Source organism: Campylobacter sp. JMF_15 NE4, assembly GCF_027737645.1.
Taxonomy (GTDB): Bacteria; Campylobacterota; Campylobacteria; order Campylobacterales; family Campylobacteraceae; genus Campylobacter_B.
Genome location: NZ_JAOVTY010000001.1, coordinates 484,780 through 497,696, shown reverse-complemented (window position 1 = coordinate 497,696; position 12,917 = coordinate 484,780). Strand labels below are relative to the sequence as shown.

Sequence of the window (12,917 nt, the reverse complement as noted above, 5' to 3'; positions counted from 1 at the left end):
CTAAAATCCAAGTTCTTTTTTACTTCGTGCGGGAATAGCTCAGTGGTAGAGCGCAACCTTGCCATGGTTGATGTCGCGAGTTCGACTCTCGTTTCCCGCTCCACTTTTTTAAATTCAAATCAAAAAGTTTGCTTATGAAAATCCTAGTTTGTGTAAGCGGTGCTAGTTTTTGCGAAATTGGGTTAAATTTAATCAAATTTTTATCGACCACGCCAAACGAAATTTACGCAATCATAAGCGAAAATGCAAAAATCGTCTTAAAATCCGAAAATAATATAAATTTTGCAAATTTCATTAACGAAAATCAAGCTGTGAAATTCTTCGATGATAGCGATATTGGCGCGAGTGTGGCGTCTGGTTCGTTTGGCATAGATGCTACGATTTTTGCCCCCTGCTCTATCAACTCACTGGCAAAAATTCACGCAGGTATCGCCGATACTCTTAGCACTCGCGCAGCAGCCGTCGCGCTAAAAGAGCACAAAAAACTAATCCTTGGCGTGCGCGAAATGCCTTTTTCGCCTATTTCGCTTCGTTCAATGAGCGAGTTAGCAAATCTCGGCGTCATCATCGCTCCGCCCATTATCGGCGGTTATAGCGGTGCAAAAAATTTAGAAGATATGCAAAATTTCATAATTGGCAAATGGTGCGACGCCATGGGCGTGGCAAACAATCTCTTTAAAAGGTGGCAAAAATGAGAAAATGTATCTATCCCGGTACTTTTGATCCTATCACAAATGGTCATTTAGATGTAATCAAACGCGCACTAGGCCTTTTTGACGAGGTTATCGTCGCAATCGCACTTAGCGAGAGCAAAAGTCCTTGTTTTTCGCTAGAAAAGCGCTTAGAGATGACAAGGCTTGCCCTTAGCGATCTAAAAAATGTCAAAGTCGAGCCGTTTTCAAACCTGCTAGTCGATTTCGCTAAATCACACGGCACGAATTTTTGCATTAGGGGACTGCGCGCGGTGAGCGATTTCGAATACGAATTACAGCTTAGCTACACAAACACATCGCTATGGGATAAATTTGAGAGTGTGTTTTTGATGCCAAGCCTGAAAAACGCCTTTATTTCGAGCTCTATGGTTCGCACGATACTGCGCCACGACGGCGATGTTTCGCAGTTTGTGCCAAAGCAAATTTTGCCACTGCTTAAAAAGGAAAATTGATGTTTGTAGCCTTCGAAGGGATTGACGGAGTTGGCAAAAGCACGCAAATATCGCGCCTAGCTGAAATTTATCCTGGCGCGATAGTTACCAAAGAACCGGGCGCTACGAGGTTTGGCGAAATTTTGCGTAGTATAATTTTAAACGAAAATTTCAAATTTAACGGCGACAACCACATAAATTTAGGTCAAATTTGCGGAAGTATCTCAAAAACTGCTGAGATGTTTTTGTTTTTAGCTGATCGGGCTGAACACCATGAGAAGGTTGTTTTGCCAAATTCGCACAATCTAATCCTAAGCGATAGAAGCTTCATCTCAGGTATCGCTTATGCCCTAGCAAACGATGAAAACGCTAAATTTGACGAGCTTGTAATGCTAAATAAAATCGCGCTTGGTGGTGAAATTTATGGTAAATTTGTATTTTTTGAGATTAGCAAAGATGATTTGATTTCTAGGCTAAATACTCGCGCGGGATACGATAAAATCGAGCTTCGTGGCGCGGAGTATCTGCTTAGGGTGCAAGAAAAGATAAAATTTACCTTACAAAAGCTAAAATTAAATTTTTTAATCGTCAATGCAAACGATGATATTGATAAAATAACAAAAAAAATAAAGGAATTTATAGATGATTAAAGCACTGCGTGGTATGAACGACCTAATGGGCTATGAAGCCGAACTTTTCGCAAAAATCGTGCGTGTGTGTGAAAGTGTGGCGAGGAATTATGGATTTGAACTAATCGAAACCCCAAAACTCGAACAAACCGCCCTATTTCGCCGAAGCGTGGGCGAGAGTAGCGATATAGTCGGCAAGGAAATGTATGAGTTTAGCGACAAAAGTGGCGATAGCGTCTGCTTGCGCCCAGAGGGCACGGCTGGGGTCGTTCGCTCATTTATCGAGAATAAATTTGACAAGGCTGGTGGCGTGCGCAAATTTTACTACACTGGCTCGATGTTTCGCTACGAACGCCCACAACGAGGGAGACTACGCGAATTTCACCAATTTGGCGTAGAGTGTTTTGGCGAGGGAAGCGTGTATGAGGACGCGAGCGTGATTTTGTTACTAGCCGAAATTTTACGCAAACTAGGCGTAAAAACCACGCTCAAACTAAACTCCCTAGGCGATAGCTCGTGCATGCCAGAGTATAAAAACAAACTAATCAAATTTTTAAATGAGCGCGAGGATAGGCTTTGCGAGGATTGCAAAAGGCGCATTATCACAAACCCAATCCGCGTGCTTGATTGCAAAAACGAAGCCTGCCAAAGCGAGCTTGCCACCGCCCCGCTAATCACCGATAATCTAAGCGATGAGTGCAAAGGCGAATTTGAAAAATTGCAAGAAATTTTGCTTGCAAATGGGCTAAATTTCGAAATCGACAAACGATTGGTTAGAGGGCTAGATTATTACTGTAAAACAGCATTTGAGTTCGTCAGCAGTGAGCTTGGCGCACAAAGCGCAGTCGGTGGCGGTGGCAGATACGATAGACTAGTAGAGTTTTTGGGTGGCAAAAGCACATTTGGCGTGGGTTTTGCGATAGGAATTGAAAGGCTAATCGAAATTTTAAAATTAAAAGAAGCCCCTAGCTCTCGCAGCGGAATTTACATCGGCGCAATGGACGAGGCAATCGTGCCTTGTGCGTTTGCTATCGGACAAAAACTGCGCGCAATCACCAAAACTCATATCGCATACGAGCCAAAAAATTTGCAAAAACACCTAAAAAGCGCAGATTCAAAAATGGCTAAATTTTGCCTTTGTATCGGCGAAGATGAGTTTAAAAACGCTAGCGTATGGTGCAAAAATTTAGAGGATAAAAGCCAAGACATGGTTAAATTTAACGAAATCGAAGACTTTTTTAAGGATAGAGTATGAACGATTATGGACTAAATATTTGGGGAAATTCAAATTTCGTCATTGATTCTGGCAAGTTGTGCGTGAATTCTGACTTCAAACAGCCACTTGTCGATATGGTTAAAGAAATCAGGGCTGATGGCATTAGAGGCCCTATTTTGCTTCGTTTTCCACACCTTATCAAAAAACAAATCGTCGAAATTTACTCGAATTTCAACCGCGCGATAAAAGAATTTGACTACAAGGGCAAATTCAACGCCGTCTATCCGCTCAAAGTAAATCAATTCCCAGGATTTGTGAAAAATTTGGTCGAAATCGGCAAGCCTTACGGGTATGGCTTGGAGGCTGGATCTAAGCCAGAACTGCTTTTAGCCATGGCGTATAACAACGACAACGCGCCAATCACCGTAAATGGCTTTAAGGACAAAGAGCTTATCAATATCGGCTTTATCGCCGCTGAGATGGGGCATAATATCACGCTTACAATCGAGGGGCTAAACGAGCTAAAAACCATAATCGAAACCGCCAAAGAACGCTTTGCGCCAAAGCCATTTATCGGGCTTCGCATAAGGCTTCATAATTCAGGTAGCGGAATTTGGGTCAAAAGTGGCGGAATAAACTCCAAATTTGGCCTTACTTCGACCGAGCTAATCGAGGCTGTAAATTTGCTCAAAAAAAATAATCTAATCGAGCAATTTACGATGATTCATTTCCATATCGGTTCGCAAATCACCGAAATTCACCCTCTCAAAAAGGCGTTAGTCGAGGCTGGAAACATCTACGCCGAACTTCGCAAAATGGGTGCTAAAAATCTAAATTCGATAAATTTAGGCGGTGGTTTGGCGATAGAATATTCGCAAGTGAAGGAAAATTTCAGCAGAAATTACACCCTCAAAGAATACGCAAACGATGTCGTTTTCCTTTTAAAATCAATCGCACAGGATAAAAACGAGATTGAGCCAAATATTTTCATAGAAAGTGGCCGTTATGTCGCAGCTAGCCACGCTGTGCTGGTTGCGCCTGTTTTGGAGCTTTTTACCCAAGAATACACAGAGGCCAAACTGGCTTTGAAAAAGGAAAATCCGCCAGTCATCACCGAGCTTTACGATCTTTATACTTCGTTAAAGCCATCAAACGCCCTTGAATACCTGCATGACGCTATGGCGCACATGGAGAGCGTGCTGACGCTCTTTGATTTGGGCTATGTGGATCTCACAGATCGCTCAAATGGCGAAATTTTGGTGCATCTAGTCGTGCGCAAGGCTTATGCGCTTTTGGGAAATAAGCAAGAGTATGGAAATTTCTTAAATTCGCTCGGAAACGCGCAAGAGCGGTATTTGGTAAATTTCTCACTTTTCCAATCCTTGCCTGATTTTTGGGGCATTAAACAGCATTTCCCAGTCATGCCACTCGAACACCTCGACGAGCGCGCTACGCTTTCTGCGACGCTGTGGGATATCACCTGCGATAGCGACGGCGAGATTACATTTGATAAAGAGCATAATCCTTTGTTTTTGCACGATATCGACCCAGAAGAGGAAGAGTATTTCCTCGGATTTTTCTTAGTCGGGGCGTATCAAGAGGTGCTTGGTATGAATCACAACCTCTTTGCGCACCCAAATGAGGCAACCGTGATTTTAAAAGACGGCGGATTTGAGATTACGGATTTTATCGAGTCGCAATCTGTCATTGATATTTTAGATGATATGGACTATGATGTAGTCGATATCAGAGAGAGCCTAAATGAACGAATCGCAAACTCGCCACTGCTTTCAGAAAAAGAGAAAAAGCATGTCCTAGGCGAGCTGTATTTGTTCCTAAACGATAATAGCTATTTAAAAACTATCCAATAAGGCGGGATTATGACTTTTTGGCAAACTATAAAACACGATTTTACCGAGCCATCTCGCCAAGATCCGGCTTGCAATAGCGTATTTGAGGTGATTTTTTGCTATCCGGGTGTGTGGGCGCTGATAAATTATCGTTTCGCGCACTGGTTTTATGAGCGCAAATTTCGCCTTATCGCGCGCATAATCTCTGGTATTACGCGCTTAATCACCGCTGTGGATATCAACCCAGGGGCGAAAATCGGCAGTGGCGTGTTTTTCGACCATGCGGCTGGTTTGGTCATCGGCGAGACAGCGATTGTCGGCGATAATTGTTTGATTTATCAAAATGTAACCCTAGGTGGCGTTAGCTTGGAAAAGGGCAAACGACACCCTACCCTAGAAAACGGCGTAGTCGTGGGAGCTGGGGCGAAAATTTTAGGCAATATCACAATCGGAGCGCACTCTAAAATTGGCGCAAATTCTGTCGTGATAAAAGATGTCCCCGCAAACTCCACAGCCGTGGGCGTGCCAGCTAGGATTTTAGGCGAGTGCGATAGCGATCCGCTAGCGCATAACAAACTCCCAGATATCAACAAAGAGCTGATGAAATATCTAATCAAACGAATTGAAATTTTAGAAGAGTGCATACAAAATGGCGATAAAAATCTCTGTGACAAAGAAAAAGAGATCAACCAAGAGTATGAAAACTATCTAAAATCACTCAAATAACAGGGGGGATAATGAGAAAAATTTTGATTTTGCTTGGAATTTGCGGTGCGTTAAACGCTGGGGAATTTGATAATCTTAAAATAGAAACAGTTAAAAAAATATATCAAAATCAAGAAAATTTTGATAAAATTTGTGGCGAAATTTGCACAAATTCTTTAAAAATCGCATTTTTGAAAGATGAGGAATTCGCAAACGGAGAGATTGGTTGTCTAGATTATGCTCCTACAATCTCTGGGCAAGATGTTTGCGATAACCCAGAATATAAATTTGAAATTTCAAAATTTGGAGATGTAGAGGTAGAGCAAATTTGCAAAGGCTGGACGCCAGAGAGTCAAAAAATAATCTATAAATTAGAGTGCGGTGAAGATGATTGCAAGATAAGCGATATTTATAATACCGCAAACTATGAAGGCAAAGACGAAACTTTCAGCGTCAAAGAGATGATTTATGATTGTTTAAAAACACACCAAAAGGAGAAAAAATGAAACTTGCTTCACGCATAAACAGACTAAGCGAAAGCCTAACAATCGCCATTAGCACACGCGCAAAAGAGCTTAAAGCTAGCGGAAAAGATGTGATTATTTTTAGCGCAGGCGAGCCTGATTTCGATACTGCCGAGGCGGCGAAAGATGCCGTGATAGAGGCTATGGCTAAGGGCTGTGGCAAATACACACCAATCCCAGGCACAGCTGAAATTTTAAACGCAGTCGCACTAAAACTAAAACGAGATAATGGCCTGGATTACAAACCTAGCCAAATCATCACAAATGTAGGGGCTAAACACTCGCTTTTTAATATTTTTTCATGTTTGATAGATGATGGCGACGAGGTTATCGTGCCAGCGCCATTTTGGGTAACATATCCTGAGATTGTTAAATTTTGCGGTGGAAAACCTGTCATAATCGACACAAAGCCAGAAAATAAATACAAAATCACAGCCTCTGAGCTAAAAGCAGCTATCACGCCACGCACGAAAGCGCTTAGTCTTTGCTCTCCGTCAAATCCAGCAGGAGCTGTGTATAGCAAAGATGAGCTAATTGCGATCGCTGAGGTGCTAAAAGACACAGATATCGCCGTAATCGCAGATGAAATTTACGAAAAAATCATTTTTGATAAAGAATTTGTAGCTTGTGCAAGTATCAGTGAGGATATGTTTAATCGCACTATCACCGTAAATGGCCTTAGCAAATGTGGCGCAATGCCTGGGTGGAGATTTGGCTATACAGCGTGTGCGAACGACGAGCTAAACAAAGCTATGAAAAAACTTCAAAGCCAAAGCACGAGCAATATTTCAAGCATAGTCCAAGCAGGTGCCGTGGCTGTGCTAGAAGGCAAGGCTGATGAGTATATCGCCATGATGAATAAAGAGTATCAAAAACGCCGTGATTACGCCGTAGATGCGATAAATGCGATAGAGGGTCTTAGCGTAGTCAAACCTGATGGCGCGTTTTATCTATTTATCAACTGCGCGAGCGTAGAAAAAGATAGTATGAAATTTTGCACAAAACTGCTAGATGAGGCACTTGTAGCGACCGTGCCGGGCGTGGGATTTGGTATGGACGAGCATTTTAGGATTAGTTATGCTTGTTCAATGGACGAGATAAAAGAGGGAATCGCGCGCATAGCAAAATTTGTGAAAAACTATAAATAAGCTAAATTTGCGAAATTTTAAATTTCGCAAATTTTGTAAAATTTGGGAGAAAATATGGCAAATTTTAAAAATTCACTTATGATGACTTTGGTAAATACAGAGACAATCCCAGGGCGTGAGATCGAGCAGGTTTTCGGCGTGGTGAGTGGAAGCACGGTCAGAGCTAAACACTTCGGACGCGATATCATGGCGAGCCTGAAAAATATCGTAGGTGGCGAGCTAGTAGGATATACCGAGCTACTCGAAGAATCGCGCGAACAAGCGATTGAGCGTATGTGCTCTCAGGCCAGAGCCATGGGTGCAAATGCGATTGTAAATTTGCGATTTTCCACTAGCTCGGTTGCGGCTGGTGCGAGCGAAATTTATGTCTATGGCACGGCAGTTTTGGCAAGGTAAGATATGAACGATATCATAATATTTCTCATTTTGCTTGGGGTTGGATATATCTTTGGCAAGCAAGCTGAGGTGCGCCATTTCGCTAGAATTCGCAAAAAAGAGGCTCTGTTTTTACACATACCCACCACAAACTCAAAACACCCATTGCTAAATTCGGGCAAAATCGAAAGGGTGAGATTTGTAAGCGGAAATGTGGTTATAAGTATTGATTATTTCAAGCGAATTTACGCTAGCGTGATAAATTTTTTCGGTGGTGATGTCGTGCCGTATGAAAGCCTGCTAGACCGCGCTAGACGCGAGGCTGTGATTAGGCTAAAAGAAAAGGCCTTGGGCGCGGACGAGATTATAAATTTGCGCATAGAAACAAGCTCGATAAATCAAACCACGAAAAATGTCGGAAGCGTGGAAATCCTAGCTTACGCTACGGCGATTTATTACGCCAAAGAGCCAAAACAGGCGAATTTCAATGGCTAAATTTATTCCCTCGCAAAACGAGGGCGAACAAAATTATTCCAAAGAAAATCATGCTATAAATTTCCTAGCCCTTGGCGTGGGGCTTGTCGCAGTTATCGCGTGTGTGTTTTTCGCGCTAAATATTTTCGTGGGCGTGGCTGTGAAATTTATCCCAGAGGGCAAAGAGTATAAAATTTTCAAAGCCAGTGAAAGCGAGCGTGTAATCGAGCCAAAACACGAGAGGCTCGCCGAGCAAATCCGCACACTAACCTCACGGCTAAATTCATGCGCTAAGGTCAAAAATGAATATTTTATCGTGATAAACGAAAGCAAAATCCCAAACGCAAGCGCAGCCCTAAATGGCGCACTCACGGTCAATACCGGGCTTTTTTCGCATATTAAAAGCGAAAATGGGCTAGCCTTTGTTTTAGCTCACGAGCTAGCGCATTTTAAGCACCGCGATCACATAAAAGGTTTAGGAAATGGCGCTGTAATGGCGATTTTGTTCGGTTTTAGCGATGAAAGACTAAGCCAAATTTTAGGCGGAGCGATTGCTGGCAAATACTCGCGCTCGCAAGAAGCCGCCGCCGATAACGAGGCGCTTAGGATTTTAAACTGCGCTTATGGGCATATCGGCGGTGCAGATGAGTTTTTCGCTAGCGTAAAAAAGCTTGGTGATAGCGATACCTTCATCAATCTTTTTGAATCGCACCCGCTTTTGCAAAAGCGCATTGACGCGATAAAATCATCAAATTTTGGCATGCAAAATACAATCAAACTCGAAGAAAATTTAAGCGAAGTAGTGAAATTTAAAAGATAAATTTGGCGTTAAATTTGCAAATTTAACGCCGTTGAAATTTAGATAAATTTATTGTTTTTTGAAGAGTGCGCAGCTTTTTTCGTTGCCAAGAGAGCAGGCTTTTTGGTGAAAAGCTATGGCTTTTTGATTGTTTTGTTGCAAATACTCGCCTTTGGCAAACATATTTCCGATTAATCCGCACGCTGGGGCGTAGTTTAGATCGCAGGCTTTTTCGTAGCTAGCTATGGCCTCTGGTATGTTTTGGCGGTATGCGTTGCCTTTTAGATAATAAAACCCTAGATTATAGCACCCGCTTCCCTCACCTAAATCGCAGGCTTTTTTGGCTAATTCGATAGCTTGGGTTGTGTTGCTATAAACTGAGCTGTCGTGGTAGATATAGCTTAAATTTACACATGCTGGGGCATAGCCACTATCGCAGGCCTTGGTATAATACCTAATCGCCTCTGGCTCCATTTTAGCCACGCCAAAGCCGTTGTCAAACATAACGCCTAGATTGTAGCACGCATACGCGCTTTTTAAATCACAAGATTTTTTGAAATACTTTTGCGCTACTGGGTCATGGCTGTTTTCGAAGTATTTCATACCGACATTTAGGCAGCTTTGAGCATCTTTTGCGTAGCATTTAAGCTCGTCTTTTTTAGCCACGCCCAAAAGCGCTCCCACAGCGCAGAGCGTTAGCAAAACCAAGATAAAAACATATTTTTTGTTCATTTTTATTCCTTGCAAATCAAATTTGATAATTTTTTCATATCGCGCGCTAGGCGTTTGTTTAGCCAAATAGCGTTGTAAATCCCATCCTCGCTTAGCGCACCGCGATTGATCGCACGAAGGCTTTCGCCCTCACCTATTTCTCGCGGTATTTTACCGCTCTCATCGGCCTCGTAATCACTTAGCCAAATTTTACTAGAATAATATTTGCTAAGTTTTTTGATAAGTTTTTGCGAATTTTTATACTCATCAAGGGCGAGTTCAAATGCATCTAGGCACTTTTGCACTTTTGCTAAAATCTCGCTCATCTGCTCTACTCGCTCAACTCGTTTCATCGCTTAGCCTAAATTTACTCTACCGGGACAGTGTATTTGCGAGGAGTGCCATTATCCACCTTTGGCTTTTTTTCCGTAGCTGGTGGTTCTTCTCTTTTTAGAGAGTCGATATCTACAACCCAACGCTTCTCTGAATTTTGCGCGATAGGTTTTTTCGTGCTATCTTGTTTAGAGGCGTTTTGTTTTTTCTTAATTCTTTTTGTTTTTTTAGGCGGTTGTTTGGAGCTATCTTTGACTATCGGATATGGCTCCACGCGCGGTTTTGGCTTGTTTTGGGCGCACCCTGCTAGCCCTAAACAAACGGCAAAAATAACAAAGGAATTTAAAATTTGACTTCTCATATTTTCTCCTTTTAAAAAGCCTTGATTTTACAAAAAAAGAATTAAAAATTTAATAAGATTATGGCGAGAAATAGAATAAATTTTGCAAATTTAAGAGGGAATTGCCCCTCTTAAATTTGCCTCTTAAATTTGCGCTAGGCAAGCTTACATCATGCCGCCCATACCGCCCATGCCACCCATATCTGGCATTGGAGGAAGAGCTGGTTTGTCCTCTTTGATTTCGCTGACTGTTGCTTCTGTGGTTAGTAGCATGCTAGCGACTGAAACCGCATTTTGCAAAGCTACGCGCTCTACTTTTAGCGGATCGATGATTCCAGCGTTATACATATTTGTAAATTCGCCACTTGCAGCGTTGAAGCCTTGCGCCTCATCGCTTGCGTTTTCGACTGCGTTTGCGATTACGCCTGCGTCATATCCTGCGTTTTCTACGATTTGGCGAAGTGGAGCGTAAAGTGCGCGTTTGACGATATCTGCGCCGATTTTTTGATCGCCACTTAAATCTAGGCTGACATTTTTGCTAGCTTTGATTAGCGCAGCGCCGCCACCGATTACGATACCTTCCTCGACAGCTGCTTTTGTCGCATTTAGGGCGTCATCGACGCGATCTTTTTTCTCTTTCATCTCTGTTTCGGTTGCTGCGCCTACTTTGATTACAGCTACGCCACCGCTTAGTTTTGCTAGGCGTTCTTGCAATTTTTCTTTATCATAATCGCTTGTTGTCTCTAAAATTTGAGCTTTGATTTGCGCGATTCTAGCATCTATTGCGCTTTTTTCGCCTACGCCATTTACGATTGTAGTGTTGTCTTTGTCGATTACGATACGCTCAGCCTGACCAAGATCAGCCATATTTGCGCTTTCTAGCGTTCTGCCTAGCTCTTCGCTTACGACTGTTCCGCCTGTAAGGATAGCGATATCTTCTAGCATTGCCTTTCTTCTATCGCCAAATCCAGGGGCTTTTACAGCTGAAATGTTTAACACGCCACGAAGTTTATTTACAACCAAAGTCGCAAGCGCTTCACCCTCGATATCCTCTGCGATGATTAGAAGTGGTTTGCCTGTTTTTTGCACTTGCTCTAAAACCGGAAGCAAATCTTTTAAATTTGTAATTTTTTTATCGAAAAGTAAAATTAGCGGTGAGCTAAGCTCTACTAGCATTTTTTCAGGGTTTGTGATGAAATATGGGCTTAGATAGCCTCTGTCGAACTGCATACCCTCGACCACATTTAGCTCGTCGTTGATTGATTTTGCTTCTTCGACTGTGATTACGCCGTCTTTGCCGACCTTTTCCATAGCCTCAGAAATCAAATCACCCACGCTCTCATCGTTGTTAGCTGAGATTGTAGCGACTTGGGCGATCTCTTTTTTACCACTTACTGCTTTTGCAGATTTTTTTAGCTCTTCGATTACGGCTGCGCTAAATTTATCCATACCGCGTTTTACTTCGATAGGATTTGCGCCAGCTGTTACATTGCGTAAGCCCTCTTTGAAAATCGCGTGAGCTAGCACGGTCGCAGTAGTTGTGCCATCGCCTGCCTCGTCGTTAGTTTTGCTTGCGACCTCTCTAACCAAGCTTGCACCCATATTTTCGAGAGTGTCTTTAAGCTCGATCTCTTTTGCTACGCTTACGCCGTCTTTTGTGATAGCAGGTGCCCCAAAGCTTTTTTGGATAAGCACATTTCTGCCTCTTGGTCCCATTGTGACCTTAACTGCGTCGTTTAGTTTTTTTACGCCTGAGTAAAGTTTGTTTCTAGCTTCGTCTGAGAAAAAAATTTCTTTTGCCATTTTGATTCCTTTTATTTAAGTATTCCTAAAACATCTTCTAAATTTAAGATAAGATATTTCTTATCATCGATTGTGATATCCGCGCCAGCGTATTTTGCGAACGCTACAACATCGCCAAGTTTTACGCTATCGCACTCTGTGCCGACAGCCACGATTTTGCCAGTTGATGGCTTCTCTTTTGAAGCGTTATCTGGGATAATGATACCGCTAGCTGTGGTTTTGGTCTCTTCCTCGCGCTCGATTAAAACGCGTTTTCCAAGTGGTTGAAAATTCATTTTCGTCCTTTCTAAATTAGTTTTGATTTTCTAAAAGTTGTCACTCTGTATCTTTGAGTGCTAGATTATATGCAAAATTTGATTTTTTGTCAATAGTTTTAGGCTAAAATTTTGCTTAAATTTTAGCCTAAATTGCAAATTTTAAATTTTAGTTTAAAGCCGATTTTACCGCTTCGCTTAGGCGTTTGCCATCGACACTAGCGCCGAATTTTTCTTTTGCGGCTTTCATCACGCGCCCCATATCTTTGGCACTCGTTGCGCCAAGTTCGCTAAGCAGTGCGCCCAAAGCCGCGCTAAGCTCGTCATCGCTAAGCTGTTTTGGTAGATACGCGCCGATAATTTCGGCCTCGCCAAGCTCTTTTTGCGCTAAATCCTCGCGCCCACCAGTCTTGTATTGCGCCGCGCTTTCGTTTCTGCGCTTGATTTCGGTTTGCAAAACGCTAAAAACCCTCTCATCACTCAGGGTGATTCTCTCATCAACCTCAATTTGTTTAAGCGTAGAATTTAGCATACGCAAAGCGTCTCTGCGCACCGTGTCACCAGATTTCATAGCGGTTTTGATATCTTCTAAAATTTGTTCTCTTACCATTT

General features: G+C 42.5%; 17 protein-coding genes and 1 tRNA gene. 12 read left to right on the top strand and 6 right to left on the bottom strand.

Going from position 1 to position 12,917, the window contains the following annotated elements:
• Window positions 1–28 precede the first annotated feature (28 nt).
• From OFN98_RS02545 to OFN98_RS02490, 12 genes are all read left to right on the top strand, one after another.
• A tRNA-Gly gene (locus OFN98_RS02545) sits at window positions 29–103 on the top strand.
• A 31-nt stretch (window positions 104–134) separates the two neighbouring features.
• Window positions 135–695 carry a UbiX family flavin prenyltransferase gene (locus OFN98_RS02540; protein ID WP_270874688.1) on the top strand — a complete coding sequence of 187 codons (561 nt, stop codon included), beginning with the start codon at window positions 135–137 and terminating at the stop codon, window positions 693–695.
• Window positions 692–1,165, top strand: coding sequence for a pantetheine-phosphate adenylyltransferase (gene coaD / locus OFN98_RS02535; protein ID WP_270870723.1), 474 nt, complete (start codon window positions 692–694; stop codon window positions 1,163–1,165). Before OFN98_RS02540 ends, coaD begins: the two co-directional genes overlap by 4 nt.
• Window positions 1,165–1,794 carry a dTMP kinase gene (gene tmk, locus OFN98_RS02530; RefSeq protein WP_270874689.1) on the top strand — a complete coding sequence of 210 codons (630 nt, stop codon included), beginning with the start codon at window positions 1,165–1,167 and terminating at the stop codon, window positions 1,792–1,794. Before coaD ends, tmk begins: the two co-directional genes overlap by 1 nt.
• A complete protein-coding gene (gene hisS, locus OFN98_RS02525) occupies window positions 1,787–3,028 on the top strand; it encodes a histidine--tRNA ligase (RefSeq protein ID WP_270874690.1) in 1,242 nt (413 codons plus the stop codon). Before tmk ends, hisS begins: the two co-directional genes overlap by 8 nt.
• On the top strand, window positions 3,025–4,860 hold the full coding sequence (gene speA / locus OFN98_RS02520) for a biosynthetic arginine decarboxylase (RefSeq protein ID WP_270867924.1): 1,836 nt from the start codon (window positions 3,025–3,027) through the stop codon (window positions 4,858–4,860). The genes hisS and speA overlap by 4 nt, the downstream gene beginning before the upstream one ends.
• A gap of 9 nt (window positions 4,861–4,869) precedes the next feature.
• A complete protein-coding gene (cysE, locus tag OFN98_RS02515) occupies window positions 4,870–5,565 on the top strand; it encodes a serine O-acetyltransferase (protein ID WP_270874691.1) in 696 nt (231 codons plus the stop codon).
• An 11-nt stretch (window positions 5,566–5,576) separates the two neighbouring features.
• Window positions 5,577–6,050 (top strand): hypothetical protein, encoded by a 474-nt coding sequence (locus OFN98_RS02510; RefSeq protein ID WP_270866313.1) that lies wholly within the window; start codon window positions 5,577–5,579, stop codon window positions 6,048–6,050.
• Window positions 6,047–7,216 (top strand): pyridoxal phosphate-dependent aminotransferase, encoded by a 1,170-nt coding sequence (locus OFN98_RS02505; RefSeq protein WP_270874692.1) that lies wholly within the window; start codon window positions 6,047–6,049, stop codon window positions 7,214–7,216. Before OFN98_RS02510 ends, OFN98_RS02505 begins: the two co-directional genes overlap by 4 nt.
• Window positions 7,217–7,270: 54 nt before the next feature.
• Window positions 7,271–7,612 (top strand): YbjQ family protein, encoded by a 342-nt coding sequence (locus OFN98_RS02500; protein WP_270865028.1) that lies wholly within the window; start codon window positions 7,271–7,273, stop codon window positions 7,610–7,612.
• Between the two features lie 3 nt (window positions 7,613–7,615).
• A complete protein-coding gene (locus OFN98_RS02495) occupies window positions 7,616–8,086 on the top strand; it encodes a YbjQ family protein (RefSeq protein ID WP_270867921.1) in 471 nt (156 codons plus the stop codon).
• Complete coding sequence (locus tag OFN98_RS02490) at window positions 8,079–8,885, top strand: M48 family metallopeptidase (RefSeq protein ID WP_270867920.1); 807 nt, start codon at window positions 8,079–8,081, stop codon at window positions 8,883–8,885. Before OFN98_RS02495 ends, OFN98_RS02490 begins: the two co-directional genes overlap by 8 nt.
• A gap of 48 nt (window positions 8,886–8,933) precedes the next feature.
• On the opposite strand, the gene OFN98_RS02485 is transcribed toward OFN98_RS02490, so the two are convergent.
• The 6 genes from OFN98_RS02485 to OFN98_RS02460 form a co-directional block, all read right to left on the bottom strand.
• Complete coding sequence (locus OFN98_RS02485) at window positions 8,934–9,596, bottom strand: tetratricopeptide repeat protein (RefSeq protein WP_270867919.1); 663 nt, start codon at window positions 9,594–9,596, stop codon at window positions 8,934–8,936.
• A 2-nt stretch (window positions 9,597–9,598) separates the two neighbouring features.
• On the bottom strand, window positions 9,599–9,928 hold the full coding sequence (locus OFN98_RS02480; RefSeq protein WP_270867918.1) for a DUF4298 domain-containing protein: 330 nt from the start codon (window positions 9,926–9,928) through the stop codon (window positions 9,599–9,601).
• A 14-nt stretch (window positions 9,929–9,942) separates the two neighbouring features.
• Window positions 9,943–10,269, bottom strand: coding sequence for a hypothetical protein (locus tag OFN98_RS02475; protein ID WP_270871848.1), 327 nt, complete (start codon window positions 10,267–10,269; stop codon window positions 9,943–9,945).
• A gap of 144 nt (window positions 10,270–10,413) precedes the next feature.
• Window positions 10,414–12,051: a chaperonin GroEL gene (gene groL, locus OFN98_RS02470; RefSeq protein WP_270858877.1), complete on the bottom strand. Its 1,638-nt coding sequence runs from the start codon at window positions 12,049–12,051 to the stop codon at window positions 10,414–10,416.
• Between the two features lie 11 nt (window positions 12,052–12,062).
• A complete protein-coding gene (gene groES / locus OFN98_RS02465) occupies window positions 12,063–12,326 on the bottom strand; it encodes a co-chaperone GroES (RefSeq protein ID WP_270858878.1) in 264 nt (87 codons plus the stop codon).
• Window positions 12,327–12,474: 148 nt separating this feature from the next.
• Window positions 12,475–12,915: a GatB/YqeY domain-containing protein gene (locus tag OFN98_RS02460; RefSeq protein ID WP_270874693.1), complete on the bottom strand. Its 441-nt coding sequence runs from the start codon at window positions 12,913–12,915 to the stop codon at window positions 12,475–12,477.
• Window positions 12,916–12,917: the final 2 nt, after the last annotated feature.

Bases quoted from the DNA above. Each gene is read 5' to 3' on its own strand.
- OFN98_RS02540 (WP_270874688.1), top strand. From the start codon at position 135: ATGAAAATCCTAGTTTGTGTAAGCGGTGCTAGTTTTTGCGAAATTGGG.
- coaD (WP_270870723.1), top strand. From the start codon at position 692: ATGAGAAAATGTATCTATCCCGGTACTTTTGATCCTATCACAAATGGT.
- tmk (WP_270874689.1), top strand. From the start codon at position 1,165: ATGTTTGTAGCCTTCGAAGGGATTGACGGAGTTGGCAAAAGCACGCAA.
- hisS (WP_270874690.1), top strand. From the start codon at position 1,787: ATGATTAAAGCACTGCGTGGTATGAACGACCTAATGGGCTATGAAGCC.
- speA (WP_270867924.1), top strand. From the start codon at position 3,025: ATGAACGATTATGGACTAAATATTTGGGGAAATTCAAATTTCGTCATT.
- cysE (WP_270874691.1), top strand. From the start codon at position 4,870: ATGACTTTTTGGCAAACTATAAAACACGATTTTACCGAGCCATCTCGC.
- OFN98_RS02510 (WP_270866313.1), top strand. From the start codon at position 5,577: ATGAGAAAAATTTTGATTTTGCTTGGAATTTGCGGTGCGTTAAACGCT.
- OFN98_RS02505 (WP_270874692.1), top strand. From the start codon at position 6,047: ATGAAACTTGCTTCACGCATAAACAGACTAAGCGAAAGCCTAACAATC.
- OFN98_RS02500 (WP_270865028.1), top strand. From the start codon at position 7,271: ATGGCAAATTTTAAAAATTCACTTATGATGACTTTGGTAAATACAGAG.
- OFN98_RS02495 (WP_270867921.1), top strand. From the start codon at position 7,616: ATGAACGATATCATAATATTTCTCATTTTGCTTGGGGTTGGATATATC.
- OFN98_RS02490 (WP_270867920.1), top strand. From the start codon at position 8,079: ATGGCTAAATTTATTCCCTCGCAAAACGAGGGCGAACAAAATTATTCC.
- OFN98_RS02485 (WP_270867919.1), bottom strand. From the start codon at position 9,596: ATGAACAAAAAATATGTTTTTATCTTGGTTTTGCTAACGCTCTGCGCT.
- OFN98_RS02480 (WP_270867918.1), bottom strand. From the start codon at position 9,928: ATGAAACGAGTTGAGCGAGTAGAGCAGATGAGCGAGATTTTAGCAAAA.
- OFN98_RS02475 (WP_270871848.1), bottom strand. From the start codon at position 10,269: ATGAGAAGTCAAATTTTAAATTCCTTTGTTATTTTTGCCGTTTGTTTA.
- groL (WP_270858877.1), bottom strand. From the start codon at position 12,051: ATGGCAAAAGAAATTTTTTTCTCAGACGAAGCTAGAAACAAACTTTAC.
- groES (WP_270858878.1), bottom strand. From the start codon at position 12,326: ATGAATTTTCAACCACTTGGAAAACGCGTTTTAATCGAGCGCGAGGAA.
- OFN98_RS02460 (WP_270874693.1), bottom strand. From the start codon at position 12,915: ATGGTAAGAGAACAAATTTTAGAAGATATCAAAACCGCTATGAAATCT.